The sequence below is a fragment of the Gordonia sp. GN26 genome, from assembly GCF_054823965.1.
In genome coordinates, this window is the sequence record NZ_JSYC01000052.1 from 1 (window position 1) to 26,674 (window position 26,674).

The 26,674-nt window shown below is 67.5% G+C and carries 24 protein-coding genes; 8 read left to right on the forward strand and 16 right to left on the reverse strand.

Features of this window, described 5'->3' with window-relative positions; genetic code table 11:
- Nucleotides 1-302: 302 nt before the first annotated feature.
- Nucleotides 303-1,379 carry an IS110 family RNA-guided transposase gene (locus OK17_RS12705; RefSeq protein ID WP_461417653.1) on the forward strand — a complete coding sequence of 359 codons (1,077 nt, stop codon included), beginning with the start codon at nucleotides 303-305 and terminating at the stop codon, nucleotides 1,377-1,379.
- A gap of 118 nt (nucleotides 1,380-1,497) precedes the next feature.
- Here the strand turns inward: OK17_RS12705 and crtI are convergent, their stop codons facing one another.
- The 4 genes from crtI to OK17_RS12725 all read right to left on the reverse strand — a co-directional run bounded on the left by crtI (nucleotide 1,498) and on the right by OK17_RS12725 (nucleotide 5,417).
- Complete coding sequence (crtI, locus tag OK17_RS12710) at nucleotides 1,498-3,087, reverse strand: phytoene desaturase family protein (RefSeq protein ID WP_461417654.1); 1,590 nt, start codon at nucleotides 3,085-3,087, stop codon at nucleotides 1,498-1,500.
- Nucleotides 3,084-3,995, reverse strand: a complete 912-nt coding sequence (locus OK17_RS12715) for a phytoene/squalene synthase family protein (RefSeq protein WP_232716980.1) — start codon at nucleotides 3,993-3,995, stop codon at nucleotides 3,084-3,086. Before OK17_RS12715 ends, crtI begins: the two co-directional genes overlap by 4 nt.
- A 37-nt stretch (nucleotides 3,996-4,032) precedes the next feature.
- On the reverse strand, nucleotides 4,033-4,623 hold the full coding sequence (gene idi, locus OK17_RS12720) for an isopentenyl-diphosphate Delta-isomerase (protein WP_461417655.1): 591 nt from the start codon (nucleotides 4,621-4,623) through the stop codon (nucleotides 4,033-4,035).
- A gap of 179 nt (nucleotides 4,624-4,802) precedes the next feature.
- Nucleotides 4,803-5,417: a TetR/AcrR family transcriptional regulator gene (locus tag OK17_RS12725; RefSeq protein ID WP_232716978.1), complete on the reverse strand. Its 615-nt coding sequence runs from the start codon at nucleotides 5,415-5,417 to the stop codon at nucleotides 4,803-4,805.
- Between the two features lie 93 nt (nucleotides 5,418-5,510).
- On the opposite strand from OK17_RS12725, the gene OK17_RS12730 reads away from it, so the two are divergent.
- The gene (locus OK17_RS12730) at nucleotides 5,511-6,554 is read left to right on the forward strand and encodes an ABC transporter permease (protein WP_461417656.1); all 1,044 of its coding nucleotides are present in this window, start codon (nucleotides 5,511-5,513) and stop codon (nucleotides 6,552-6,554) included.
- 37 nt (nucleotides 6,555-6,591) lie between these two features.
- Here OK17_RS12730 and OK17_RS12735 read toward each other — a convergent pair whose 3' ends face one another.
- The 3 genes from OK17_RS12735 to OK17_RS12745 all read right to left on the reverse strand — a co-directional run bounded on the left by OK17_RS12735 (nucleotide 6,592) and on the right by OK17_RS12745 (nucleotide 8,881).
- Nucleotides 6,592-7,257, reverse strand: a complete 666-nt coding sequence (locus OK17_RS12735) for a CDP-alcohol phosphatidyltransferase family protein (protein WP_308195954.1) — start codon at nucleotides 7,255-7,257, stop codon at nucleotides 6,592-6,594.
- A 52-nt stretch (nucleotides 7,258-7,309) separates the two neighbouring features.
- Nucleotides 7,310-8,191: a YhjD/YihY/BrkB family envelope integrity protein gene (locus OK17_RS12740; RefSeq protein WP_461417657.1), complete on the reverse strand. Its 882-nt coding sequence runs from the start codon at nucleotides 8,189-8,191 to the stop codon at nucleotides 7,310-7,312.
- Nucleotides 8,192-8,260: 69 nt separating this feature from the next.
- A complete protein-coding gene (locus OK17_RS12745) occupies nucleotides 8,261-8,881 on the reverse strand; it encodes a LysE/ArgO family amino acid transporter (protein ID WP_461417658.1) in 621 nt (206 codons plus the stop codon).
- A gap of 85 nt (nucleotides 8,882-8,966) precedes the next feature.
- Between OK17_RS12745 and OK17_RS12750 the strand changes: the two genes are divergently transcribed.
- Entirely contained in the window at nucleotides 8,967-9,875 is a 909-nt protein-coding gene (locus tag OK17_RS12750; RefSeq protein WP_461417659.1) for a LysR family transcriptional regulator ArgP, read from the forward strand.
- 13 nt (nucleotides 9,876-9,888) lie between these two features.
- On the opposite strand, the gene OK17_RS12755 is transcribed toward OK17_RS12750, so the two are convergent.
- Complete coding sequence (locus OK17_RS12755; protein ID WP_461417660.1) at nucleotides 9,889-11,217, reverse strand: MFS transporter; 1,329 nt, start codon at nucleotides 11,215-11,217, stop codon at nucleotides 9,889-9,891.
- A gap of 60 nt (nucleotides 11,218-11,277) precedes the next feature.
- Nucleotides 11,278-12,261 carry a non-homologous end joining protein Ku gene (ku, locus tag OK17_RS12760; RefSeq protein ID WP_461417661.1) on the reverse strand — a complete coding sequence of 328 codons (984 nt, stop codon included), beginning with the start codon at nucleotides 12,259-12,261 and terminating at the stop codon, nucleotides 11,278-11,280.
- A 117-nt stretch (nucleotides 12,262-12,378) separates the two neighbouring features.
- Here ku and OK17_RS12765 point away from each other — a divergent pair, with 117 nt between their 5' ends.
- The 4 genes from OK17_RS12765 to OK17_RS12780 all read left to right on the forward strand — a co-directional run bounded on the left by OK17_RS12765 (nucleotide 12,379) and on the right by OK17_RS12780 (nucleotide 18,102).
- Nucleotides 12,379-14,850: an ATP-dependent DNA ligase gene (locus tag OK17_RS12765; protein ID WP_461417662.1), complete on the forward strand. Its 2,472-nt coding sequence runs from the start codon at nucleotides 12,379-12,381 to the stop codon at nucleotides 14,848-14,850.
- Nucleotides 14,850-16,370 (forward strand): DHA2 family efflux MFS transporter permease subunit, encoded by a 1,521-nt coding sequence (locus tag OK17_RS12770; protein ID WP_232716969.1) that lies wholly within the window; start codon nucleotides 14,850-14,852, stop codon nucleotides 16,368-16,370. Before OK17_RS12765 ends, OK17_RS12770 begins: the two co-directional genes overlap by 1 nt.
- Nucleotides 16,371-16,418: 48 nt before the next feature.
- On the forward strand, nucleotides 16,419-17,192 hold the full coding sequence (locus OK17_RS12775) for a dienelactone hydrolase family protein (RefSeq protein ID WP_461417663.1): 774 nt from the start codon (nucleotides 16,419-16,421) through the stop codon (nucleotides 17,190-17,192).
- Between the two features lie 172 nt (nucleotides 17,193-17,364).
- A complete protein-coding gene (locus tag OK17_RS12780) occupies nucleotides 17,365-18,102 on the forward strand; it encodes a metallophosphoesterase (protein WP_461417664.1) in 738 nt (245 codons plus the stop codon).
- Between the two features lie 33 nt (nucleotides 18,103-18,135).
- On the opposite strand, the gene OK17_RS12785 is transcribed toward OK17_RS12780, so the two are convergent.
- The 4 genes from OK17_RS12785 to OK17_RS12800 all read right to left on the reverse strand — a co-directional run bounded on the left by OK17_RS12785 (nucleotide 18,136) and on the right by OK17_RS12800 (nucleotide 20,806).
- Nucleotides 18,136-19,140, reverse strand: coding sequence for an ElyC/SanA/YdcF family protein (locus OK17_RS12785; protein ID WP_461417665.1), 1,005 nt, complete (start codon nucleotides 19,138-19,140; stop codon nucleotides 18,136-18,138).
- Nucleotides 19,141-19,270: 130 nt separating this feature from the next.
- On the reverse strand, nucleotides 19,271-19,696 hold the full coding sequence (locus tag OK17_RS12790) for a DoxX family protein (RefSeq protein WP_461417666.1): 426 nt from the start codon (nucleotides 19,694-19,696) through the stop codon (nucleotides 19,271-19,273).
- A gap of 93 nt (nucleotides 19,697-19,789) precedes the next feature.
- A complete protein-coding gene (locus OK17_RS12795) occupies nucleotides 19,790-20,206 on the reverse strand; it encodes a nitroreductase family deazaflavin-dependent oxidoreductase (RefSeq protein WP_461417667.1) in 417 nt (138 codons plus the stop codon).
- Nucleotides 20,207-20,329: 123 nt separating this feature from the next.
- Nucleotides 20,330-20,806 carry an Lrp/AsnC family transcriptional regulator gene (locus OK17_RS12800; RefSeq protein WP_461417668.1) on the reverse strand — a complete coding sequence of 159 codons (477 nt, stop codon included), beginning with the start codon at nucleotides 20,804-20,806 and terminating at the stop codon, nucleotides 20,330-20,332.
- Between the two features lie 273 nt (nucleotides 20,807-21,079).
- On the opposite strand from OK17_RS12800, the gene OK17_RS12805 reads away from it, so the two are divergent.
- Nucleotides 21,080-23,431: a transketolase-like TK C-terminal-containing protein gene (locus tag OK17_RS12805; RefSeq protein ID WP_461417669.1), complete on the forward strand. Its 2,352-nt coding sequence runs from the start codon at nucleotides 21,080-21,082 to the stop codon at nucleotides 23,429-23,431.
- A gap of 67 nt (nucleotides 23,432-23,498) precedes the next feature.
- Here the strand turns inward: OK17_RS12805 and OK17_RS12810 are convergent, their stop codons facing one another.
- From OK17_RS12810 to OK17_RS12820, 3 genes are read right to left on the reverse strand one after another with little or no spacing between them, the layout of a single operon-like run.
- Complete coding sequence (locus OK17_RS12810; RefSeq protein ID WP_232716963.1) at nucleotides 23,499-25,031, reverse strand: NAD(P)(+) transhydrogenase (Re/Si-specific) subunit beta; 1,533 nt, start codon at nucleotides 25,029-25,031, stop codon at nucleotides 23,499-23,501.
- Entirely contained in the window at nucleotides 25,028-25,333 is a 306-nt protein-coding gene (locus tag OK17_RS12815; RefSeq protein ID WP_006358004.1) for an NAD(P) transhydrogenase subunit alpha part 2, read from the reverse strand. Before OK17_RS12815 ends, OK17_RS12810 begins: the two co-directional genes overlap by 4 nt.
- Nucleotides 25,333-26,460: a Re/Si-specific NAD(P)(+) transhydrogenase subunit alpha gene (locus OK17_RS12820; RefSeq protein WP_232716962.1), complete on the reverse strand. Its 1,128-nt coding sequence runs from the start codon at nucleotides 26,458-26,460 to the stop codon at nucleotides 25,333-25,335. Before OK17_RS12820 ends, OK17_RS12815 begins: the two co-directional genes overlap by 1 nt.
- Nucleotides 26,461-26,674 lie beyond the last annotated feature (214 nt).

The following is a 26,674-nucleotide window of genomic DNA, read 5'->3' on the forward strand; positions in this document are numbered from 1 at the left end:
GTGCGAGCGAAGCGAGCCACGAAGGGCTGGCGAGATAACCTCACCAGGCCTTCGTGGCAGTGAGAATGGTTGTGGGTGATTGATCGTGTTTGGGTCTGACCTGCTTCGTGGCTGACGGTGCTGTCTTGGACGAGATTTGTCGTCCCGGCGGTCGGTCATCTACGAAACCCTGACCTGTGAGGGCCGGGGCGGGTGTGACCTGATTAGGACCGTGTCTGGCTGCTGGGCCGTGACTCTTCACTGTCCTGTCCACCCGCCCCGGTGAGGTCATCCCACACATCAGTGAAGGAGACATCACCACGATGACCCCAACCACGAGCACCACGCAACCGCTAGTACTTGGCGTCGACACCCATCAACGCCGCCACCACGCCGCCCTCGTCACCGCCGAGGGCCGCCTGCTCGCCGATCACGAGTTCCCCGCCACCGGCACTGGCTACCACCAGTTGTGGCAGTGGGCCACCTCGTTCGGCCCCATCACCCAGGCCGGAGTGGAGGCCAGCGCCTCCTACGGCGCCGGCCTGACCCGGCTTCTCACCGCGCACAATGTCACGGTCATCGACGTCAACACCCCGGATCTGCCGCGCCGCTACGCCCACGGCAAAACCGACCAACTCGACGCCCACGCCGCAGCAATGGCGGTGTTCACCGGCCGGGCCGAGGCCATCGCCAAAGACACCACCGGCATCGTCGAGTCAGTCCGAATGCTGTATGTGGCAAGAGCTTCGGCCGTCGATGAGGCCACCCGCATCGGCAACCAGCTCCGTGACCTGGTCACCACCGCACCTGCCGAGTGGGCCGATCGCTGCCGGGCGGCGACCACCACCGCCCAACGCATCACCCTCATCGAGGCACTGCCCGCACCCGCACCGAAAGCGATACTGTCGGCGCCGGCGGCAGCGTTCGTCCGGGCCGGCCGTTCCCTGCTCACCCGCTACCGGTTGGCCCAACGAGAAGTCACCGACTTGACCCGCGAGCTCACCGCACTGCTGACCACGATGGTTCCCACCCTGCTTGCACGCCCGCACATCGGGCCGGTCACCGCCGCCCGACTGGTCATCACCGTCGGGGAGAACGTCGAGCGGATGCGTAGCGAAGCGACCTTCGCCAAACTCGTCGGCGTCGCCCCACTACCGGCTTCCTCGGGCAAAATCCATCGTCACCGACTCAACCGGGGTGGTGACCGGCAAGCCAACAGCGCCCTGCACATGATCGTGGTCGGCCGGATGAAAAACCATCCACCCACCCGCGCCTACGTCGAACGCCGTTCCGCCGAACACAAAACGAAGAAAGACATCATCCGCTGCCTCAAACGCTACGTCGCCCGCGAAGTCTTCAAAGACCTCACCACCGACCTCGGAGCACTGGACAAGCTATAGGACCATCTCGTCGCTACCGCTCCTCGCACCTCAGGCAGCAGGGGCAGGTCGCCCGGCGGACTCCCCTCACACCTCAGGCAGCAGGTTGGGTTGCGTTCGGCAGCAGACAATTCCGCTGTCAGTGCGTCGGCGTCGGGCCGACGGAGCGATCACCGTTGAGTCGCTTGCGGATCAGCTCAGCACTGATGAGGCACATCGGTAGGCCGATGCCCGGCCGGGTGCTCGATCCCGCGTAGTACAACCCCTCGACCTTGCGCGAGCGGTTCGTCGAACGCAGGAATGCGCTCTGTCGCAATGTGTGTGCCGGCCCGAGGGCACCACCGCACCACGAGTTCACGTTGTCGGCGAAGTCCGCGGGGCCGACGGTGCGTCGGACGACGACACGGTCGGCGAGGTCAGGGACTCCCGACCACTGGGCGATCATGGCGATGGCACGGTCGGCGACCTTCTCGATGTCGGGGTCGCCGGCACCGTCCATGCCGCCGTGCCCGAGGCCGGGATCAGCTGGAACCGGGACGAGGACGAAGACGTTCTCGTGACCGTCCGGGGCCACCGATTCGTCGGTCGCCGACGGCTTGCACACGTACAGCGACGCCGGATCGGGCACCCGCGTGGGTGATTCGAAGATGGCGTCGAAGTTCGTCTTCCAGTCCTCGGTGAAGTACAGCGAGTGGTGGGCGAGCTCGGGCAGCTCACCGCGGACGCCGAGGTAGGCGAGGACGGCACCGGGTCCCGAAGTAGCACGCTCCCAGTAGCGCTCCGGGAAGGTCTGCAGCTCCCCAGGGAGGAGCTTGGTCTCGAGATGGTGCAGATCGGCCGCGCCGACGACGATGTCGGCGGGCAGGTCTCGCGTGGCCCCGTCTGCGGTCTGGACACGAACGCCGACCACCTCGGCGCGACGGCGGAGTCGACGGCCCGACCGTTCCCGGGTGAGCACGGAGGTCGCGGCCGTTCCGGTGTGGATGACCACGCCGCGCTCACGAGCGACGCGTTCGAGTGCATCGACCAGAGTTGTGAAGCCGCCTCTGGGGTATCGGACGCCGTCGGCGAGGTCCATCCAGCTCATCAGGTGGTACATCGACGGTGTCCGCTCCGGCGACGAGCCGAGGAACACGGCCGGGTAGCCGAGCACCTGCTGCAGGCGTCGGTCGCTGAACTTCGACGAGATGAAGGACTGCAGCGACCGAGTCAACAGTTTCGCGAGCGTCGGCGCGTGCTTCAACACCGGGAGACCCAGGAACGCGCGTGGGGAATCAAAGCTGGTGTAGAGGAACCGTTCGACGGCGAGGTCGTACGCCTGGCGTGCCGTCTGCAAATAGGAGTCGAGAGCCGCTCCTGCACCCGGTTCGATGTTCTCGAACACCTCGCGGTTGCGTTCGTAGTCGCCGAAGATGTCGATCGGCGCCTCGTCGGAACCGTTCTCCGCGAAGAAGACCCGGTAACCGGGGTCGAGCCGGACGAGATCGAGCTGCTCCTTGGTGGAGGTGCCCAACATCTCGAAGTAGTGGTCGAAGACCTCGGGCATGAGCCACCACGACGGGCCGGTGTCGAACCGGAACCCGTCCTTGCTCCAGAGTCCGGTGCGTCCGCCGAGATCGTCGTTCTTCTCGATCACCTCGACGTCGTGGCCGTCGTGGGCGAGCAGTGCGGCGGTGGACAGACCGGCGACACCGCCACCTATGACGACGATGCGTTTGCGGGCGGTCATGCGTTCACTCCCCGTGCGGCGCGCGGCATCCCGCGGCGGGCGACGGCGGCCGCCGCGATCTTGGCCTTGCCGGCGTTGGGAACCCGGACGCGTTGCCGCCTGGCCTCGACCGCCGAGGATTCCCGAAGTCGCGCATTCAGTTCCGCGAAGAGATCGTGTGCGGTGCAGACGGCGACCCGGCTGCTCGACGGAAGGTACGGGATCGCCGCCGCGGCGGCGGTGAGGTCGAGGTCGATGTCGTCGAGCCACAGCGACCACGCCGCGTCGTCCGGGTTCTCCGGGTCGAGACCGACCAGATACCGGCGGCCCAATCCGTCACTGTCCTCTCCGAAGTCGCGCAGGAAGTTGATCTTCTGGAAGGCGGCACCGAGTCGACGTGCACCGGGCGCGAGGTGGTCGTAGCGGGCTTCGGCCTTTGCCTCCTCGGCGAGGAACGCGCGCAGACACATCAGTCCGACGACCTCGGCCGAGCCGTAGATGTAGGACGCGAGGCTCTCGAAGTCGTGCTCGACCTGCGTCAGGTCCGACCGCATCGAGGCGAAGAACGGCGCGACCAGGTCGAGGTCGATGCCGACGCGGCGTGCGGTCCGTGCGAAGGCGTGCACCACCAGGTTGCTGCTCGACCCGGTGATCATCGCCGCCGAGGTCTGTTCCTCGAGCTGGTCGAGTTCGTTGCTGCGGTCGACGAGCCCCTGCTCGGGGCGCGGTGCGTCGACGATCTCGTCGGCGACGCGGACCAGCGCGTAGATGTTGCGGACGTCGCGCCGGATGGCGGGGGCGAGGAGGCGTGAGGCGAGTCCGAAGGAACTCGAATACGACTTGATCACCAGTGCCGCGCTCGCCTCGGCGACGGCGTCGTACCGCCGATGCGGCGGGACCAGCTCGGTATGACCGGGTAGATGCATCATCCGACGGCTCCTGCGGTGTGAAATGGGGTTCGGTATGTCATGAATTCGACACCCGGACGGTGCTCGGATGGGTCACGACGACGGCGGGGTCGGCGGCAAGTCCGTGGGGGTCGGGGCCGGGCATCTGGCGCACCTGGTCGGCGAACCAGGGACTGACCGCCCAGGGGGTGCGCGACACGAGATCCCACACATCCGGGACCTCCGCCCAGGCGTATTCGGCGACCTCGTCCGGGTTGGGTTCCAGCGAGCCGACCGGCCGGGCGACGAACACGGGGCAGATCTCGTTCTCGACGATGCCGCTCGCGTCGACGGCCCGGTACCGGAAGTCCGGCAGGACGCACCGCACCTCGTCGACGTCGATGCCCAGCTCACGCTGCGCATACCGGTGCACGGCCTCGACCACCGCCTCGCCCGGACGCGGATGACCGCAGAACGAGTTCGTCCACACACCGGGCCAGCTGCGCTTGGACAGCGCGCGCCGGGTCATGAGGATCCGGTTGTCCGCGTCGACCAGGTGGCATGAGAACGCGAAGTGCAACGGGGTGTCGACGCCGTGCACGCCCTCGCGGTCGGCGGTGCCGCAGGGGCGGCCGTCGGCGTCGGCGAGAACCACCGAGTCGTTGATCATCAGTTCCTCATCACAGTCGAGATCGTGGGTCGAGCCAGGTCCTCCCATTGTTCGTCACCGAGGGCGCTACCGGATGGGCCGGACGGTCCCGGACAGGGCCGGAGAGAACAAGGCCGGAGAGACGGCGACGGACAACGAAAATCGACGCCCTCGCATCGATGGTAGGCAGTGCGGGCGGATCAGCCCTGGTCGCCGAACCCGGCAGCGCGCATCAGCGCACACCACGTGTCCACATATGCGTCCAGATCGACGTCACCGACGAGTGATTGCTGCACGACGACGCCCTGCATCACCGACACCATCGGGAGCGCCAGATCTGCGGGTTCACCAGGCAGTTCGTGGCCCGCGTCGCGCCAACGGACCAGGACGCGCTCGAAGACCTTGCGTAGGCCCAGGATGATCTCGCGGACGATCTCGCGCAGCTCGGGGTTGTTCGCGGCCTCGCCCCAGATGGTCACCACCATCCGGAAGTCGTCGGTGAGCGGTGCGATCTCGGCGAGTACGTGCGCTGCGAGCATCCGGATGGCGTCCTCGGGTGACGCCGGGGCTCCGTGGCCGTCGGCGAGTTCGCCGAGCCCTGACTCGTAGGCCTGGAACACCGACCGCGCGACCGCGGCGATCAGCTGTTCCTTCGACGAGTAGTACGAGTACACCGCACCGGCACTCAGGCCCGATTCCCGGATCACGTCCGACATCGACGCCCGGTGGAACCCCTTCTCGGCGAAGCAGCGCCGTGCCGCGTCGAGGATCTGCTGACTGCGCTCGAGCTTGCGTTCCTCGCTGATCTTCGGCATTCGATGAGTATAAAACGAATATTCGTTCTTGATTGCCGGCGCGGCCCGGCGCATACTTCGTAAAACGAGAGTTCGTTCTTTTTGGAGGCCGTGATGACCACGTACACCGAACCGTCCGACCGAGAATTCGCCACCGAGGATCGACCGCCCGAGTCCTCCCCTTCGCACGGACCGTCGTGGCGCATCGTCGTCGCGCTGGTCCTGGCGATACCGATCGTGGTCAGCACGATCGCGGCCATGTTCGTCTCCCTGGCCGTGGACCCCGAGCCGCATGACGTCCCGCTCGGCCTGGTCGCACCGGCACCCGCAGCGTCTGCCATCGAATCCGCCCTGGCCGATCGCGCGGGTGAGGATGCCTTCGCCGTCGAGCAGTTCGCCGACCCCGCCGCTGCGCGGGAGGCCATCGAATCCCGGGACATCGTCGGCGCCATCGCCGTCGGCCCGCAGGGCGTCACCGTGCTGACCGCCGAGGCCGCGTCCCCGGCACTCGCCCAGATCGTCGCAGGCGTCGGCACGGGTATCGCCACCGCACAGTCGCTGCCGGTCACCACGGAGTCCGTGGTCGCCCCGCCCGCCACCGATGCACGCGGCACCGGGTTCGCGGCGGGACTGCTACCGCTACTCATCGCCGGCATCGCCCTTGGCGCCGCGGCCGCGATCGCCCTCGCCGGACGGGTCTGGATGCAGGCCGCCGTCGTGCTGGTCGGCCCACTGGTCGCCGGCCTGGGGTTTGCTGCGGTCTGGTCATGGCTCGGGGTCATCGACGGCCGGGTGGTGCCGGTGGCCTTGGCACTCGCCCTGATGATCGGCGCGATCTCCTGGTTCACCGCCGGGGCAGGCGCACTCATCGGTCCACCCGGCGTCGGCATCGCGGCGGTCCTGATGATGCTGATCTCCAACCCGCTGTCCGGGCTGGCGTCGTCGCCGTATCTGCTCCCGGCGCCGTGGGGAGCCCTCGGCCAGTGGCTCCCGACCGGTGCCGGCGGCACCCTCACCCGCTCGGTCGCCTACTTCCCCGACGCCGCGATCGCCGGCCCGCTGTGGATTCTGCTGGGCTGGGTCGTCATCGGCGCGATCCTGCTCGCCCTCTCCGGGCTTCGGCGAAGCCGGGTCCGACTCGGTCGAAGCCGGGTCTGACTCCGGTCGAAGCCGGGTCTGCGTCGGGAGCGCCGGATCAGGCGCGCAGTCCGCGCGTTTGCCGGAACACCGCGACGAACAACTGGAGAAGCCCGATCGTCGCCAGGATCGCACCGATCCCGGCGATGATCGCTGCCAACGTCCGGGTACTGCCGTCGGAGAGCCCGATCTGCCACGCGACCGTGGCCACGACCATCGCGATGAAAGCGAGGATCACCCGCGAGGGCCGTTCCCAGATCGTGACGGTTCCGGGTCCTTTCATCCCGGCGGCCTGGGCCGTCGCCCGCGTGCCCTCCAGGAAGAGGGTGAGCACGGCGAGCACCACTCCCGACCACGGCGGAGCCCCGGCCATCACGACGATGCCCGCCAGGAAGATGTCCGACCACCGATCGGCCATCGTGTCGAGGACCCTGCCCCATTGCGTCGCCGCGCCGGTCTGGGCGGCGATGGCACCGTCCACCCCGTCGAGGACGGCGGCGAGAAGGATGACGACGGCCGCGACCGCGAACCAACCGCGTCCGGCGAAGGTGACCGCGAAGGCGATCGCGGTGACGGCGGCCCCGCAGACGGTGATCACGTTCGGTGTGATGCCCAGTCGTACGAGGGGTCGCGCGCAGGCGTTGCTGAGGAGCACCCACCGCTCGACCCAGAACGATTCGCGGGGATCGATTCCGCCGTGCAATTCCGACCACGCGTCGAGCACTGCGTCCCGTTGGGTCTGGCGGGTCGCTCGTCGACCCGGCCGATGATCCGGTTCAGTCGACACGGTCGTCTCCGAGGGCCCGGGCCGCCGCCTGTCCGACGGCCCAGCCGACGATCACCAGGATGTGGAGCACGTAGAGCCACAGTCCGGCGGCCACCACCCCGCCGATGACCCGGAGGCCGCCGTAGGGGATCCCGACGTCGATCGGCAGGGACAGGAACAGTAGGAACCCCTGCGAGAAGCCGGCGATGAACGACGCTGTGCTTAGTGCGGTCACCGCCGAGACGAGCAGGGACGGACCGCCGGGCGTGACCTTCCAGTAGACCCAGGTCAGCGGGATGGTCAGGGTGAGCCAGACGGTGAGGAACTCGATCACCACGCGGGTCGCGAGATCGCCGAGGCCGCCGGTGCCCCCGCCGTCGGGGGCGAGTGTGGTGATCGCCGATCCCACCGCGACCGCGACCGCGGTCAGGGGCGGCACGAAGACGAACAACACCAGTATCGAGAGGCGGGAGCGCCAGCCGGTGAAGCGATCCTTCTCCGGATGCATCGTCAGGCAGGCGCGTCGGAGCCCTTCCCCGTAGAACGACGCGGGGAAGAGCAGGACGAGCGCGCCCCAGCCGGTGAGGGCGATGCCGATGGACACCGCCTCGCCGAACACGTCTCGGCCACCCATCTCCGGTGGGATCAGGACCGCCAGCTCCCGCCAGGTCGACTCCGCTGCCGCATCCCCGCGCAACCACGTCGTCGACCAGATCGCGAGCAGCACCCACGGGACCACGGCGATCGCGGCGTAATAGGTCAGGGTCGCCGCGGCGGCGGCGAGGTCGCCGCGGGCGAGGACGTCCTTGGTACCGGACGCCACCCGACGTACCGCGGACAGCACCGTCCCCGGCGCGGAACGCGTCTGTGGGGCGGCGGAACTGAGGATCACGATGTCCGGTGTACCCGAAATTCATCACGACTAGGCCCGTCACGGGCGGGAGTGACCGACGACGCTCCGTCAGATCGAGGCGAAGAGTGCGACCGCCACCCCGATCATGATCACCGCGACGACGGCGTCGAGGATCTTCCACGCCCGCGGGCTGGCGAAGAAGTGCGACAGGCGCCGAGCACCTCCCCCGAGCGCGGTGAACCACAGGATGCTGGCCAGACAGGCGCCGACGGCGAAGGCCCACTTGCCGTTTCCGTGTCCGTTGGCGATCGCGCCCATGGTCAGGACGGTGTCGAGGTAGACGTGCGGGTTGAGCCAGGTGAGCGCCAGCGCCGTGCCCACCGCGACCCACCGGCCGGCCGATTCCGCCTCCTCGGCGTTGGCGGCGATGGCCTCGTTGCTGCGCAGGCAGCGCTTCGCGGCGAGTAGTCCGAGCACCAGGACATAGAGGCCGCCGACGAGTTTGGCGACGGTGATCACCTGCGGATGCGCCGCGACGATCGCACCGAGCCCGGCCACTCCCGCGACGATCAGCACAACGTCGGAGATCGCACACACCGCCACGATCGCCCCCGTGTGCCGTCGCGTGACGCCCTGCCGGAGGACGAAGACGTTCTGCGGACCGATCGCGACGATCAGGCCCGCGCCGGTGAGCAGGCCGGCGATCGCGGGGAGGAGGTAACTGGACACCCGGTGAACGCTATGGTCCGATCAGGAATCAGTACAGCGAATGTTTCTGACGAATCATTAGCTGTTCTTCATCTACCGTGGTCGCATGGACATCAGCCAGGAGGGTCTGCGCACGCTGGCCGCGGTCCTTCGCGAAGGCACCTTCGACGCCGCGGCCGCCTCACTGCACATCACGCCGTCGGCGGTGAGCCAGCGGATCAAGGCGTTGGAGTCGGCGGTCGGGCGGGTGGTGCTGCGCCGGACCAAACCGGCGTCGGCGACGCCGGACGGCGAGGTGCTGGTCCGCCTGGCCAGGCAGTGGGAGTTGCTGCTCGCCGAGACACGCGCAGAGTTCGTCGGCGAACCCGATGACGAGGACACACCGATCACCTCCCGGCCCCGTGTGCATCTGCCGATCGCGACGAACGCGGACTCGCTCGCGACGTGGCTGCTCCCTGTACTCGCCCGGTTCCACCGTGAGCACGCGGTCGCCGTCGAGGTCTTCCGCGACGACGAGACCCGTAGCAGCGCCCTGCTGAAGTCGGGTGACGCACTCGCCGCGGTGACGTCGGAACCCATCGCCATCCGGGGTTGCACCCTGCAGTCGCTCGGCAGCATGCGGTATCTGCCGGTCGCGACACCGGAGTTCATCGAGACCTGGCTACCGGACGGGCTCGACGCCGACGCACTGGCGAGGGCTCCGATGGTCCAGTTCGACCGCAACGACCACATCCAGCTGGACATGGTCGCGGCCCTGGGCGGGCGCGCCGTCGACCCACCGGCGGCCTACATCCCGGCCTCCACCGAGTACCACCGCGCGGTGTCGCTCGGAATCGGTTGGGGCGCGGTGCCCGTCGTCCAGATCCGGGAGGCACTCGACGACGGCCGGGTGCGGTTGATCGCCGATCATCACCTCGACGTCCCGCTGTACTGGCAGTACTGGAAGCTCAGTTCGCCTCAGCTGCAACATCTCACGGACCTGGTGGTCGACGGGGCCGCGGAGGTGCTCCGCTGACCGTGCCGGCGGGTCAGTCGTTCACCGACACCAGCGTCGGCGGCGTCTCGTCGACGAGCGGGTTCTCGATCTCGTCGCGCCACATGCGGGCCGCGAGGTAGAACGCCCACGCGATGGGGACCGGCAGGAGACCGGCCAGGACGAACGTGGCGGTCAGCCCGATCGCCGACGAGACCGGGGCGGCGATCGCCATCGACACCGGCATCAGTGCGACCGACACGAAGAAGTCGAGGCTCGCGATCCGGCCGAGCAGTGCCGGCGGGACGCGGCGTTGCAGCAGCGTTCCCCACAGCACCATCGGGCCGTCGAACATCACGCCCATGCCGACACCGGCGGCGACGAACATCCAGGTCGCGTCGGCGACACCCATCAGGACGAGTGGCACGCTCGAGAACGACCAGATGCCGAACATGACGGTCAGATACCGCCGCGGCATCGGCAGGGATGCGAACACCAGGGATGTCGCGGCCGCGCCCACGCCGAATCCGGCGAGCACCCACGCGTGCTGGGAGGCACCACCGTCGATGCGCTCACGCAACGCGAAGGGCACGAGCACCTCGATCGGGCCCATCGTCGCCAGGACCAGGACGCAGGCGAAGAACAGCGTTCCCCACAGCCACGGGGTACGGATCATGTAGACGAAACCCTCGACGAGGTCGACGACGACACCGATGCGGGCGCTCGTGCGTGCGATCTCCGCCTCGGACGTCTCCGGTTCGCCGAGGCGCCGTGACGTCACCGGGGCCATGACCAGGTAGCACGCCCCCGAGGCGATGGACGCGATGGCGGCCAGCACGACCGCCTGGCCCGGCGCGGTGGCGCCGATGACCGCACCGGCGACCATCGGACCGACGGCCTGGAACACCACCGGACGGAAGAAGCCCTCGATGCCGTTCGCCGCCTGCAGCTCCGACGCGGAGACCACACCGGGCAGCAACGCCGAGTACGCCGGGTAGTACATGCCCATCGTGACGCCGGCGAGCAGCGAGGCCACCACGACCATCCAGAGGTCGAGGACCCCGAACACCGAGGCCGCACCCACCGCACCGAAGGCCGCCATCTTGGTGACCTCGAGACCGATCATGATGTGGCGCTGCGAGATCCGGTCGGCGAGTACACCGCCCACGAGGGTGGACACGAGCATCCCGACCGCCGCCGTCCCCGTCGCCAGGGAGACCTGACCCGGTCCACCGCCGAGCGCGATGACCTGCCAGATCACCGAGACCGTCCAGATCCCGTCGCCGAACATCGCCAGGATCAGACCCGACGCCAACAGCCGATACTGCCGTCGCGCCAGGGGCTTCAGGGCGCGCGGCAAACGGGTGTCGACGATGGTGCTCACCTCTCGAGCTTGCCGGACGCCGCCGGTCTCAGGCCAGCGAATTTCGGCGGGAGAGCACGATCAGCTGGCCTTGCGGGAGGCCTTCTTGGCCGGTGCCTTCTTCGTGGTGCTCTTGCCGGAATCGGAACTCGAGCCACTCTTCGGCGCGGTCTTCTTGGCGGTCGTCTTCTTCGCTGCGGTCTTCTTCGCGGGCGCCTTCTTGGCCGCCTTCTTCGCCGGGGCCTTCTTCGCGGTGGACTTCTCCTCGTCCGACGCGTCGTCGGAGGAGCCACGATCCTTCACCGAGGCACGCAGGGCGGCAAGCAGATCGGCGACCTCGGAGTCCTCGTCCTCGGACTTCTCCTCGTCCGACTCCGGGAACGCCTCACTGCCCTCGGCCTTCGCCTCGATCAGTTTGGACAGTTCCTCCTGGTACCGGTCCTCGAACTCGGACGGGTCGTAGTCGGACGCCATCGACTCGATCAGCGAGGCCGCCATCTTCAGTTCCTGATCGCGGATCTCGGTGTCCTCGTCGAGGAAGCCGAAGTCGGGCTTGCGGACCTCATCCGGCCACAGCAGGGTCTGCAGCGTCATCACGCCGTCGACGACGCGCAGCGCCGCCACCCGCGTCCGATTGCGCAGGGTGAACGTCGCGATGGCCAGGCGGTCGGTCTCCTCGAGCGCTTTTGCCAGCAACACGTAGGCCTTGGGCGACTTCGACGACGGTTCCAGGTAATACGGCTTGTCGAAGTAGATCGGGTCGACCTGTTCGGCCGGCACGAACTCGAGGATCGAGATCTCCGGGCTCTTCTGGACGGGCAGCGTGGCCAGGTCGTCCTTCGTCAGGATCACCGTCTCGCCCGATTCCGACTCATAGGCGTTGGCGATGTCGGAGTAGTCGACCTCGGTGTCGGTCCCCTCGCGCACACGGCGGTAACGGATACGGGTGCCGTCGGAGGAGTCGACCTGATACGACTTCCGGTCGTGACTCTCCGTCGCGGAATAGACCTTGACCGGTACGTTCACCAGGCCAAAGCTGAGATCGCCCTTCCAGATCGAGCGCATGGGGAACATTGTGCCAGGCAATCGCACGCCACGTCGTCAACCGGGCTCAACACGGCCGGGCCGACATCCCCGCGTCGATCAACCCGCCTCCGGGCCTCGGGTGTGGACAATGGGGGGATGGCAGGCGGAGAGAACCTGGAGGTCGACGGCCGCCGGATCTCGATCACCAATCTCTCCAAGGTGCTCTATCCGGCGACCGGGACCCGGAAATACGACGTCATCGACTATTACTCGCGCATCGCCGACGTCATGCTGCCGCATCTGCGGGATCGGATCGTCACCCGCAAACGGTGGCCCAACGGTGTCGAGTCGACGCCGTTCTTCGAGAAGGACATGCCCGACAGCGCACCCGACTGGGTTCGCCGGTACGGAATCCAGCACAGCGAGCGGGTCATCGACTACGCGCTGGCCGAGGACCGCGCCACTCTCGTGTGGCTGGCCCAGATGGCGGCACTGGAGATCCACGTCCCGCAATGGCGACTACCGATCGGCCCCGACGGCGAGCGCATGGCCAACCGCATCGTCTTCGATCTCGACCCCGGCCCGAATGTCCCCCTCCACGAGACCGCGGGCGTGGCGGTGGAGATCCGTAACTGGCTGGGCGGCACCACCACCTACCCGGTGACCAGCGGCGGCAAGGGCATCCACATCTACGCCCGACTGCCCAAACCGGTGAGCTCCGAGGCCGCACGGAAGGTCGCCCGCGAGGTGGCCAACGAGTTCGCCCGGCAGAACAGCGATTTCATCACGGCCAACATGTCCAAGAAGATCCGCGACGACAAGGTCTTCATCGACTGGAGCCAGAACAACGCCTCCAAGACCACGCTGTCGCCGTACTCGTTACGCGGGCGCGAGCAGCCGTGGGTCGCCGCGCCCCGCACCTGGGACGAGATCGAGGACCCGAAGATCGCCCAGTTGCTCTACACCGAGGTTCTCGACCGCGTCGCCGACGTCGGCGATCTCCTGGAGGGTCTCGACGCCCCGTACGACGACGAGCCGGAACCCGACGCCGGCGAATCCGACACCGAAGACAGAGACGAGGACCTCGTCGATCCGGACACCTTGCGGGAGAGCCTCACCTCCGGCGACGGTCCCGCGCCCGACGAGCGCCCCACCGAGGAGTCGCAGCCGGGTCAGATCATCAACCTCCGTGAGTACCGTCGTAAACGGGACGAGTCCAAGACCCCGGAGCCGTTCGGCGACGAGAACCACCGGCAGCGCCTCCGTGAGACCGACGACGAGTCCGACGCCGAAGCCGAAACCGGCCCGCGCGAACCGATCTTCGTCATCCAGGAACACCACGCCCGGCGCCTGCACTACGACTTCCGCCTCGAACACGACGGGGTGCTGGTCTCGTGGGCCGTCCCGAAGAACCTGCCCACCGATCCGGACCAGAACCGGCTCGCGGTCCAGACCGAGGACCATCCGATGGACTACGCCGACTTCGAGGGCGACATCCCGGCCGGCGAGTACGGCGGCGGGCACGTATCCATCTGGGACAAGGGCACTTTCGAGCTCGAGAAATGGCGGGACAAAGAGGTCATCGTCCGCCTGCACGGCGAGAAGGTCCAGGGTCGTTACGCGCTGATCCACACCGGCGACAAGAACTGGCTCGCCCACCTGATGACCGACGAGCCGCGCCCCATCGTCCCCGACAGTCTCAGCGATCCGCGGCCGATGCTCGCGACCGACGACCCGATCGACAAGCTCAACGAACGGGATTGGGCGTTCGAGGGCAAGTGGGACGGTTATCGGCTCCTGGTCCGGTCGATCGGTGGCGAGTTCCGGCTCACGTCCCGGTCGGGGATCGACATGACGAAGGACTTCCCCGAATTCGCCGGCATTGCCGACGATCTCGGGTTGATGGACGTCGTCCTCGACGGCGAGGCGGTGGCCATCGACTCGACCGGCCGGACGAACTTCACGCTGTTCACGTCACGGAAGCACACCGAGGAGCCGTACACGCTCAAACTCCACCTGTTCGACATCCTCTACCTCAACGGGACGTCGTTGCTGCGTAAACCGTGGTCTGTACGACGCGAACTGCTCGAGGAACTCGCAACGGCGTTCCGCCGGTCGCCGTATGTCGATGTGCCGCCACTGCTTCCGACGCCGGCGAGTGCGGCGATCGAGTACAGCCGCGAACACAATCTGGAAGGCGTCGTCGCCAAGCGACGCGACTCGGTGTACCAGCAGGGTCGACGCTCCACCAAGTGGCTGAAACACAAGAACTGGAGCGACATCGAGGTGGTGGTCGGCGGCTACCGGCCCGGACGCGGCAACCGGTCGCACACCATCGGGTCGCTGCTCCTCGGACTGCCCGAGGAGACCGGACTCCGCTACGTCGGGCGCGTCGGCACCGGATTCACCGATGCGCAGTTGCGGGCGCTCGCCGAGGAACTCGAGCCATTGGAGATCTCGCGGTCGCCGTTCCTCGACAAGCTCGACCGCCCCATCGCGTCGAGCGCGGTCTGGGTGCTGCCCAAGATCGTCGGCGAGGTGCGCTTCATGGACTGGACCACCGCGGGCCACCTTCGACACCCGAGCTGGCGCGGCATCCGCCGGGACAAACTCCCCGGAGATCTCTGATGACGGACCCCGTGCCCCCGCAGTCGGACAAACTCGACCGCTCCGTGATCGTGACCGGTCTCGTGATCGTCTCGGGCATGATCATGGTGGTTCTCGACACCACCATCGTCAATGTCGCCCTGGAGTCGTTGAGCACCGAACTCGACGCCTCGTTGTCGACGACGCAATGGGTGGTCACCGGGTATCTCCTCGCAGTCGCGCTGGTCATCCCGCTCACCGGCTGGGCGATGGACCGATTCGGCCCCAAGCCGACGTGGATCACGGCGGTGACGCTGTTCGTGTTGGGGTCTGCCCTCTGTGCGGCGGCGTGGTCGATCGAGACCCTGATCGTCTTCCGCATCCTGCAGGGTCTCGGCGGCGGCATGCTCCTGCCGGCGGGGCAGGCCATCATCACCCGCGCCGCCGGCCCCGACCGACTCGGGCGGGCGATGGCCATCCTCGGCGTCCCCATGCTCCTCGGCCCCGTCCTGGGACCGGTGATCGGCGGTCTGCTCGTCGAGTACACGAGCTGGCACTGGATCTTCCTGGTGAACGTGCCGGTCGGCCTCGTCGCGGTCGCCCTCGCAGTGTGGAAACTGCCGTTCGGCGACAAGGCCCCCGACCGTGACCGCCTCGACCTCCTCGGCCTCGCCGTGCTCTCCGGCAGCCTGGTATCCCTGCTCTACGGTCTGTCGCGCGCGAGCTCCCATGGCGGCTTCGGCGAACTCGATGTGCTCGCCTGGCTCATCATCGGTGCCGTGGGCCTGGGGCTCTACACGTGGCACAGCCTGCGCAAGGGCAAGGACTCGATCGTCGACGTCCGACTCCTGACAAACAGGGTGTTCGCCGCAGGCACCGTCTCGGTCTTCCTGGTCGCGATCGGACTCTTCGGCGGCATGCTGCTCCTCCCGCTCTACTACCAGACCGTGCGCGGCGAAGGTGCGCTGAATGCGGGCCTGTTGCTCGCCCCGCAGGGACTCGGCGCGATCGTGGCGATGGTGATCGGCGGCCGGATCACCGACCGCATCGGCGCCGGCTATGTGGTGCCCGTCGGCGTCGTGCTGGCGATGATCGGTACCTATCCCTTCACCCACGTCGGGGTCGACAGTTCCTATTTGTGGCTGAGCGTCGCCCTGTTCGTCCGCGGGATGGGCCTCGGCTCGGTGATGATGCCGACGATCTCGGCCGCCTACAGCGATCTGAGCAAGGAGGTCGTGACCCGCGCGGCCCCCACCCTCTCGGCGATCCAGCAGGTCGGCGCGTCGCTGGGTAGCGCGCTTCTGGTCACGGCGTTGACCCAGCGCCTCACCCACGAGTCGAACACCCACGGGCTCCCGGCCTCGGGCGGCGGCACCGATCAGATCGGCGCGGTCCCACCGGAAGCGATGCCCGTCATCGGTCCACTGATGGCGGACGCCTTCGGCTATGCCTTCTGGGTGGCGTTCGCCCTGACGGCGGTGATCTTCGTCCCCGCGATGTTCCTGCCGCGACATCGATCCCGGGGCACCGAGACGGCACCGGCGCCACCGGCCGGGATCTGACGGCGTCGACGGACACCCCGAACCAGCAGCCCACAGGAGGAGTCACCCATGACACCCGACGTATCCGGCGAGACGATCACGGTCCCCGCGGCCTACGGCGACACCGAGATGTACGTGACCCGTCCGGCCGGGTCCGACGACACGCCGCTGCCCGGCATCCTGTTCGTCACCGATGTGATCGGTCTCCGCCCGCGAACCCGCGCGATGGCCGACCGGATCGCGTCGTGGGGATACGTCGTCGCGGTACCGCATCTCTTCTACCGCTTCGGCACCGCCGAGGAGTGGGCGCCGGCCGACGACCTGCTGTTGCCCGAGGCCCGTGGCGCGTTCTTCAAGGCGGCGATGCCGCGGGCATCGACCCTCACCTCCGACGTCGCACGCGCCGACCTCATCGCCTACCTCGACGCCCTGCGCTCGGTGCCCGGTGTCTCCGCCGGCCCGATCGGCGTCACCGGGTACTGCATGGGTGGGCGGCTGGCCCTCAACCTGGCGGCGGCGCGTCCCGCCGATGTGGCCGCCGTCGGCATCTTCCACACCGGCAACCTGGTCACCGACACCCCGGACAGCCCTCACCTGCACCTCGTCGACATCGAGGCGTTCGTGCTGGCGATCCACGCCGACAAGGACCGCTCACTCCCCCACACCGCGGTCGCACAGTTCGAGCATGCACTCATCTCGAGTGGCGTCACACATTCGGCGACCGTCTATCCGGATGCCGCTCACGGTTACACGATGTCGGACATCGCCGCGTACCACCACGAGGCCGCCGAGCACCATTTCGCCGAACTCGAGGGACTGTTCCGACGAACCCTGACGGCGTGAGCCCCGGCCAGGGCCGGGGCCAGTGCGCCAGAGGACTTACCGCTCGGTAGGACGACTGAGCCACACCATCGCGAGGGGAGTGTGTTTCGACTCGCGGCGCCACCGTGGTGCGCGAACAGGCGGTTCCTGGGACTAGCCTCGTGGGAGTCAGTGACCGTGACAGGAGCTCTTCGTGTTCGTTGTCGCCCACATCAGCGACCTTCATTTCAACGGGACGCGGTTCAATCGCAGCCGCATCCAGTCGACGCTGAGTTACATCAACGCACGCGCCGCCGGAATCGACGTCCTGCTGGTCACCGGAGACCTGGCCGATGAGGGCGTGCCGAGCGAATACCGGGAGGCCTACGGCGTTCTCGACAGCCCCCTGCCGATGCTCATCACCGCCGGTAACCACGACGTCCGGGAACCGTTCAGCGCCACCCTGCTCGGTGCCGAGACGTCCGGACCGATCAACCATGCCCGACGCGTCGGCGACGTCCTGTTCCTGATGTGCGACAGCTCCGTCCCCGGTCGCAACGACGGTTACATCGACGACCAGACGATCTCCTGGATGTCGGCTCAGCTCGAGGCCGAGGACCCGCAGACACCCGTCTTCATCGCCTTTCATCACCCGCCGGTCGAGCTGCACATGCCGTTCATGGACTCGATCCGGCAGACCGGCGAGGAGCGCCTGGTCCCGCTCGTCGAACGCCACCCGAACATCGTCGCGTTCCTGTGCGGACATGCCCACACACCCGCCGTCACCCGATTCGCCGACCGCCCGCTGTGCGTCGCGCCGGGAGTCGCCTCGACACTGAATCTGCCGTTCGAGGGCACCGAGATCGTCAACCGCGGACAACCGCCCGGCATCGCCTTCCACATCTACGACAAGGGACGCCTCGTCACCCACTACCGCTCGGTGATGTTCTGACCGAACTCCGTTCGGGGGATGTGCGCTGAGGGGTCAGCCCTCGGTACCCGAACCGATCGCCGACGATCCGGCGTCGAGCAGCTGTTTGAGGACCTGTCCGCCGAGGTCGGTGAGCAGACCGGGTCCGGGATCGGGGAGGTTCTGCGGGAGCACACCCGGCTGGTGGGTCGCCGGGATCCGGGCGGCGCGCGTGGCCTCGAGCCGGATCCCCCGCGTCTGATCCTTGGTCAGCGGAGTGAGGTACTTGCTGAGATCGGTGGCGGTGGTGAGGGTTCCGACGACCCGCAGCCCGGTCGCGCCGAAGTCCGCCGCCCCGCGCCGGATGTGACTGGGCGAGGTCACCAGGATGATGTCGCGGATACCTTTCGCACGCAGGATCTCCGAGGTGTTCTGCGCGTTGGCCACGGTGGACCCCGACTTGTCCTCGGTCAGGATGCGGCCGCTGTCCACCCCGTTCTCGACCAGCCAATTCTTCATCGCGGCAGCCTCGGTGATCCCGTTCTTGGGGACCCCGCCGGTCACGACGATCGGTGCGGCGGTGGTGATCTCGGACTGCGCCTTGCCCGCCGTCACCCGATTCACCAACTCCGGGGCCATCTTCCCGTTCGCGTTCAACCCGAATCCCAGGACGACGATTGCGACCCGCCCGGACACCGGTTTGGGCGTGGTGTCGGGCACGATCTGCGCGGCGGTGGCCACTCCGGAGATGACGTTGCGGGCCGTGGTGGCGAGGAGAGGGTTCAGCACCCGCAGGCGACCGAGCGCGGCATTGCTGACGGACGCCTCTTCCATCTGATCGGCCCAGATCGCCTGCAGTGCCAGCGCATCGGTGTCTGCGGGGGCCAGGGTCAGCGCCTTCTGCAACGCGGCCAGGCCGCCGGCGACGTCCCCGTTCGCGAACTTCGACTGGGCCTCGTTGTACAGCCCGGCCGGGTCGACGGCGTCCGCCACCGTCACGACGCTCGCACCGTCGGCGGGGAGAGACCCGACGGTCACACCGCCGAGCGCGGCGACCGCCATGGTCGCGGCCGCAGCCATGCGGAAACGCTTAACTCTGGTCACACCAGTCACTCGCGTAACAGTACGAGGTATCCGCAACGGCCCCGCACCCGTCCGATTCCAGATCGGTAACGGGCACGGGGCCGTCGAGGGGGAGCGCTTGCGCTGGTCAGCGCCGAAAACCGGCGACCTTCAACAGTTCCGGACGACGCAGGACCAGGCCGATCCACATCAGCACGCCGAGATAGACCGCGAACAGAACCGTGCTGAAGAGCGGTTCCTCGATCCGCATGTTCGCGGTGACCGCGCCGCCGAGGTAGGCGGTGATGCCGAGCGCGCCCAGCACCGCCGTCCGCGGGATCGCGTACACGGCAAGGCAGACGAGCAACACCACGCCCATGACGATGGCCTGGTCGGAGTCGAAGCCCAGCTTCTCGGTGCCGTCGATCACCGCCTGCGGGCGGGTCAGCTTCCCGACGACGTCGAAAGCGAGGAATGCGCCGACGAGGACGCTGATGACGATCCCGACGATGCGGCGCCGATTGCGGCTACCGGTGGTCTCGGACGGGTTCCGGGTGGTGATCTCGGTGGCCATGATGTTCTCCTTGGTGATCGAGCGGTGTGGTGGTCGTGCAGGGATAGACACCACTCGTCGGTAAAACTCATCGACCGTCGTGACGCACCCGGGTCAGACGGTCACCAGCTTGACCACCGGATACTCGCGGGTGGCCTTCTTCTGATACTTCGCATATCTGGGCTGTGCGCTCACGACGACATCCCATGCGGCCTTCCGTTCCGGACCCGTCAACACCACCGGCGCGACCGGGACCGGTTGTTCGCCATGCCGTTCCACGGCCACGGAGTCGGGATGCGCCGCGAGGTTCGCATACCAGTCCGGATTACCCTTTCCACCACCGGAAGCCACGACCAGCCAGCCGTCGTCGTGCGAGAACCAGCTGAGCGGCGTCTCCCGCTGTTGGCCGGACTTGCGTCCCTTGGTGCGCAAGATGACCATGTCCATCCCCCACATGGTCCCGCTCTTGGTGCGAATCCGTTTGACGGTGCGCTCGTTCACCTTCCGCTGATACCACTGCCAGATCGACATGATCCTCCTTCGATTCGCTCCCGATACCGTCGTGCTCGACGCTATCCGGCACGACCCGGGGGAGCTTCTCGATTCCTGCTCGATCACGCCGCTCGCCGGCTCGCGGGGGCCGACGCCGGGCAACTACTCCGCGAGGGCGTCGAGCAGCGGGCGGACCCGGAAGTCCACCATCTCCCTCATCACCAGAGCGGTCGTGGTGCGCTTGACACCCTTGATGTCGAGGATGTCCCCGGCGATGCGGTACAGATCGTCCGCGTCCTTCGCAGCGACGTGCACCAGCAGATCGGCGACCCCGGTGAGACCGTGGACCTGCAGGACCTCCGGTATCGCCTCGAGCGCCGCACCGACCCGATCCAGCTTGCGCTGGGTGACATTGGTGAGCACGTAGGCCTGCAGCGGATACCCGAGGATCGCCGGATCGACGCGGCGCTCGAAGGAATGCAAGGCGCCGGCCGCATCGAGCTTGCTCAGTCGGGCCTGAACGGTGTTGCGGGACAGCCCGGCCCGCTCGGCCACCGCCATCACCGTGGCCCGGGGGTCGTCGGCGAGGACCGTCAGGATCTTGGCGTCGATCCGATCGGCCCGATGTTCGCTTGGCAAGATGCCAACCTCCGTTCCTCGCACCTCCCGCAAAGGTGCGCATATTGCTCAGTCTCGACGACAAGTATTGCGCAATCAGACTGGCATTGCTGGACTGTGAGCACACCTTCTCGTAGAACCGGCCAGCCCCGACGGAACACGACCCCGTAGGCGACCCGGATTTCGCCCTGCCGGCCGCGACCGATCCGTCGCCGCCGAGGGGGCGTCGGTCAAACCTCCACATCCGCACGCCGTGCCGCGGTTCGCGTGGGTGGTGTTCGAAAGTGAGTTCCCGTGCCCCAGTCCGCATTTCTCGATACCGTCGCCGCACCGCCGTCACTCGGCGACGCGGTGACGCCCGAACAAGCCGCGCTCGAGTCGATCCAACAACGTGTGCTCTGGCTGTCGACCTCGATGATCCACCACGCCAACCGGGTTCGGCCGAATCCCAGCGGATTGAAGGTCGGCGGACACCAGGCGTCGTGCGCGTCGATGGTCTCGATCATGACCTCGCTGTGGTTCGAACACCTGCGCCCCGGTGACCGCGTGTCGGTGAAACCCCATGCGTCGCCGGTGCTCCACAGCATCAACTACCTGCTCGGCGAGCTCGACGAGAAGTACCTGACCACGCTCCGCGAGTTCGGCGGCCTCCAGTCCTACCCCAGCCGCGCCAAGGACCCGGACACCGTCGACTACTCCACCGGCTCGGTCGGCATCGGCGCGACCGCCCCGATCTGGGGCGCCATGGCACGACGCTACGTCGACACCCACGTCGGCGACACCGGCCGCGGCCGGCAGTACTCGCTCGTCGGCGACGCCGAACTCGACGAGGGCGCCGTCTGGGAGGCCATCCTCGATCCGGGGATCGCCGATCTCGGCGAGGTGGTGTGGATCGTCGACCTGAACCGCCAGTCATTGGACCGCGTCGTGCCGAACATCGCCGCCCGTCGCCTGGAGAAGATGTTCGAAGCGGCCGGTTGGCAGGTCATCCCCGTGCGGTTCGGTCAGCTGCTCGAATCCCTCTTCGCCCGCCCCGGTGGCGACGCATTGCGGACCCGCATTCTGCAGATGCCGAACCCTGAATATCAGCGACTGCTCCGCTGCACTGCGGACGAGGTCCGTGACCGTCTGCCCGGCACGGGTTCCGAGAGCGCGAAGATCGCCGAACTCGTCGCCGCACTGGACGACGCGACCCTTCTGGCGGCGGTCCGTAACCTCGGCGGTCACGACCTGCAGGCACTGTCGCAGGCGTACCGGCAGATCGACGACACCCGACCGACGGTGATCATCGCCTACACCATCAAGGGTTACGGGCTGCCCACGCAGGGTCACCCCCAGAACCATTCGGCGCTGCTGACCGTCGAGGAGTACCGGCAACTGGCGGCGACGCTCGGGACGGACCCGGAACAACCGTGGGGTCGGTTCGCCGACGACGACCCGGCAGGCCGGCTGTGTGCCGCTGCGGCGCAACGCCTACAGCGGGAACCGGTGCCTTCGTTGCCCGAGGTGGAGATCCCGGCCGACTTCGGTCGCACCCCGAAGGGCACCAGTACAACCCAAGCCGCGCTCGGTCGGTCGCTGCTCGACCTGACCCGCCAATCGCCGGATGCGGCGAAGCGTGTGGTCACCGTCAGCCCGGACGTCAGCTCGACCACGAATCTCGGCGGCTGGGTGAACAAGGTCGGCGTCTGGTCGCCCACCGAGCGGCACAACTGGTTCGCCGACGATCCCGAGACGATCATGCACTGGAACGAGCGGCCCACCGGGCAGCACATGGAACTCGGTATCGCCGAGACCAACCTGGTCGGTCTGATCGGCGAACTCGGTGCCACCTGGAGCCGCTGGGGGCAGCCGCTGTTGCCGATCGGTGTGCTCTACGACCCCTTCGTCGAACGCGCCTTGGAACCGTGGTCGTACGGCATCTACGCCGGCGGCCAGTCGATCCTGGTCGGCACCCCCTCCGGGGTCACGCTCGCGGCCGAAGGCGGCGCGCACCAATCGATCAAGACGCCGTCGATCGGTCTCGAGCAACCGGGTTGTGTCAGTTACGAACCGGCGTTCGGGATCGACGTCGAGTGGACCCTGCTGGCTTCTCTGTCCCGCCTCGGCCGCCCCGACGGCACCTCGGCGTATCTACGGCTGTCGACCCGTCCGGTCGATCAGTCCCTCGCCGCGGTGCCGACCGACCCGGCCGCGCGCGAACGCCGCCGCCGCCAGGTCGTCGCCGGCGGTTACCCACTTCGACGGAGTGAGAACGCACAGGTGACGGTTGTGGCGATGGGGGCCCTGGTCCCGGAAGCACTGGCCGCCGCAGATCGTCTGCAGCAGCAGGGGATCGACGCCGATGTCCTCTGCATCACCAGCCCCGGGCTCCTGTTCGAGGCCTGGCAGGCGCGTCAGGGGCGGGGCAGCGGTGAGAGCTGGATTCTCGATCAGCTCTTCCCGGGCGACCGTGCCACCCCGATGGTCACGGTCCTCGACGGGCATCCGCACACACTGGCATTCCTGGCCGGTATCAACCGGGTGCACAGCACCAATCTCGGTGTCTCCCGGTTCGGTCAGGTCGGCTCCCTCGACGACGTCTACCGACATCACGGCATCGACACCGACAGCATCGTCTCCGCCGCCCTCGACATCCTGCCCTGATCGAACGACAAGACCCCCGGTACCCGCATGCACGGGACCGGGGGTCTTCTCGTCGAAACCGGAAGCGCTACAGCGCTTTGAGTTCCTCGATGACGCTGTCGACACTCTTCTTCGCGTCACCGAACAGCATCGAGGTGCCGTCGGCGAAGAACAGCGGGTTCTCGATACCGGCATAACCCGAACTCATCGACCGCTTCAGCACGATCACCGACCGCGCCTCGTCGACGTTGAGGATCGGCATGCCGTGGATCGGGCTCGACGGGTCGTTGCGGGCGGCTGGGTTGGTGACGTCGTTGGCGCCGATCACGATCGCGACATCGGTACGGCCGAACTCGCCGTTGATGTCGTCCATCTCCTTCATCGCGTCGTATTCGACGTCGGCCTCGGCCAGCAGCACGTTCATGTGCCCCGGCATACGACCGGCCACCGGGTGGATGGCGTACTTGACCTCCACGCCCTTGGCCTCGAGCAGGCTCGCCATCTCCTTGACCGCATGCTGTGCCTGGGCCACGGCCAGACCGTAACCGGGCACCACGATCACCTGATTGGCGTAGGCCATCTGGATCGCGGCGTCGGCGGCGGAGGTGGCCTTGACCGTGCCGCCCTCGGCGCCGGGACCACCGGCGGCCGCGGCGTCGCCGCCACCGAACGAGCCGAACACGATCGCCGGGATCGACCGGTTCATCGCCTTGGCCATCAGGTTGGTCAGGATCGAACCCGACGCGCCGACGATCATGCCGGCCACGATCAGCGCCGTGTTGTCCAGCGCGATACCCGCCGCGGCGGCCGACAGACCGGTCATCGCGTTGAGCAGCGAGATCACCACGGGCATGTCCGCACCGCCGATGGGGAACACCACGAACAGACCCATCACGCCGGCGGCGAGCAGCAGCCCGACCATCCACCACACGCTCGCCCCGCCACCGTCGGTGGCCTGCACGCCGAGGTAGATCGCCAGACCCAACGCGACCAGCAGCAGCACGATGTTGGCGGCTTGGAACAGCTTCGCGTTCGCCACGAAGGTCTTCTCCAGACCCTTGGGCATGATCTCCTGCAGCTTCGCGAACGCGACCAGCGATCCCCAGAACGAGATCGAACCGATGATCGCCGCGATCAGCGAACCCACCACCAGCGGCGAGGCCGGTTCGGTGTTGTGGAAGACCGAGAACCCGGAGGTCTCGATGAACTCCGACCACGCGATCAGCGCAACCGTGCCGCCGCCGACACCGTTGAACAGTGCCACCAGCTGCGGCATGGCCGTCATCTTGGTCTTCAGCGCCGGCGGGATACCCAGCACCACACCGAGAACCAGACCGATCACGATCAGGATCCAGTTGATCGTCGGCACGCCGACCGTCGAATGACCATCCTCGCCGACCGCGCCCGCGTTGTAGATGTAGAGCAGCGTCGCCGCCACCGCCAAACCCATACCGGTCGCGGCGATCCAGTTGCCGCGCACCGCGGTCTTCGGGCCGGTCAGACCCATCAGGCCGTAGATGAAGAGCGAGAAGGACACGATGTAGAGCGCCATGACCAGGTATGACAGGCCTTCGCTCGGGGTGTGCGCGCCTGCGGCGAGCACCAATTGCGAGCCGATCACTTGGCGGCCTCCTTCTTACCCTTGAACATGCCCAGCATCCGGTCGGTGACCGCGAAGCCACCGATCACGTTGAGCGTGCCGAACACCAGCGCGACGAACGCGATGATCCGCACGCCCCACCCGGCATCGGCAGGGAGCTTGCCCAGCACCACCAGCGCACCGAGCACGACGATGCCGTGAATGGCGTTCGTGCCCGACATCAATGGGGTGTGAAGGGTGTTGGGAACCTTCGAGATGACCGCGAAACCCACGAACCCGGCCAACACCAGGATCGCGAGATTCGCCAGAAGTCCGGAGTACATCAGGCCTTCACCTCCTGCTGACCGTCATTCGGCCCGCTCGCTTCGTTCCCGGCGCCGGGTTCACGGGTGACGCACGCGGCGGCGAGCACCTCGTCGTCGAAGTCCGGTGTGATCGCGCCGTTGTCGTCGAGCATCAGCTCGATCAGGGCGAGGAGGTTCTTCGAGTACAGCTCGCTGGCATGCTCGGGCATCGTCGCCGGCAGATTCAGCGGCGCGGTGATCGTCACGTCGTGCTTGACTACGGTCTCCCCGGGTTCGGTGAGCTCGCAGTTGCCGCCGGTCTCACCGGCCAGGTCCACCACGACGCTGCCCGGCTTCATGCCCTCGACGGCAGCCGCGGTCACGAGGCGCGGGGCCGGACGACCCGGGACCAGCGCGGTGGTGACCACCACGTCGAAGCCCTTGATCGCGTCCTCGAGTGCCTGTTGCTGCTGCGCGCGTTCTTCCTCGGTCAGCTCACGGGCGTACCCGCCCTCGCCGGCAGCGTCGATACCGAGATCGAGCCACTGCGCACCGACCGACCGGACCTGCTCGGCCACCTCGGGGCGCACGTCGTAACCGGTGGTCCGGCCGCCGAGGCGCTTGGCTGTGGCGAGCGCCTGCAGACCGGCCACACCGACACCGAGCACCAGCACCGTCGCCGGCTTCACCGTGCCCGCTGCCGTGGTGAGCATCGGGAAGAACCGCGTCGACAGATCCGCCGCCACGATCACCGACTTGTAGCCGGCCACGTTGGCCTGCGAACTCAACGCATCCATCACCTGTGCGCGGGAGATACGCGGGATCGCCTCCACCGCGTAGGCCTCCACGCCCGCTGCACGCAGGGCACCGATCTTGTTGTCGGCATTGCGCGGCGCCAGGAAACCGATCAGCTTCTGCCCGCTGCGAAGCTTGCCGATCTCGTCATCCGACGGAGGCGACACCCGCAACACCACATCGGCCGAATACGGATCGCCGATCGTGGCCCCGGCTTCGGTGTACGCCTCGTCGGGGATCAGGGCGCCGAGACCGGCCCCCGACTCCACCACGACGGGCACACCCTTGCCCACCAGCGAGGCGGCCACCTTCGGGACGAGCGCCACTCGGCGCTCTCCCGGGGCCGTCTCGCGCACGACACCCACTGTCATAACTCTCACCCTGTCTGGTGGCGACGTCTGTCGACGCCGCCTTGTTTTCGGCGCCTGTCGTCGGCGCACATGTGTAGAACGTCGTAACCTGCGTGCAAATCGTGCAGCTCTGCCATGTGTCGGCGGAGCGGACGACCTGACGCAGGTCACGAAGTGCGCGGGCTCCGACAGCGATGACTGTCACCCGGCTCACATATAGAGGTTGGAAGAAGAT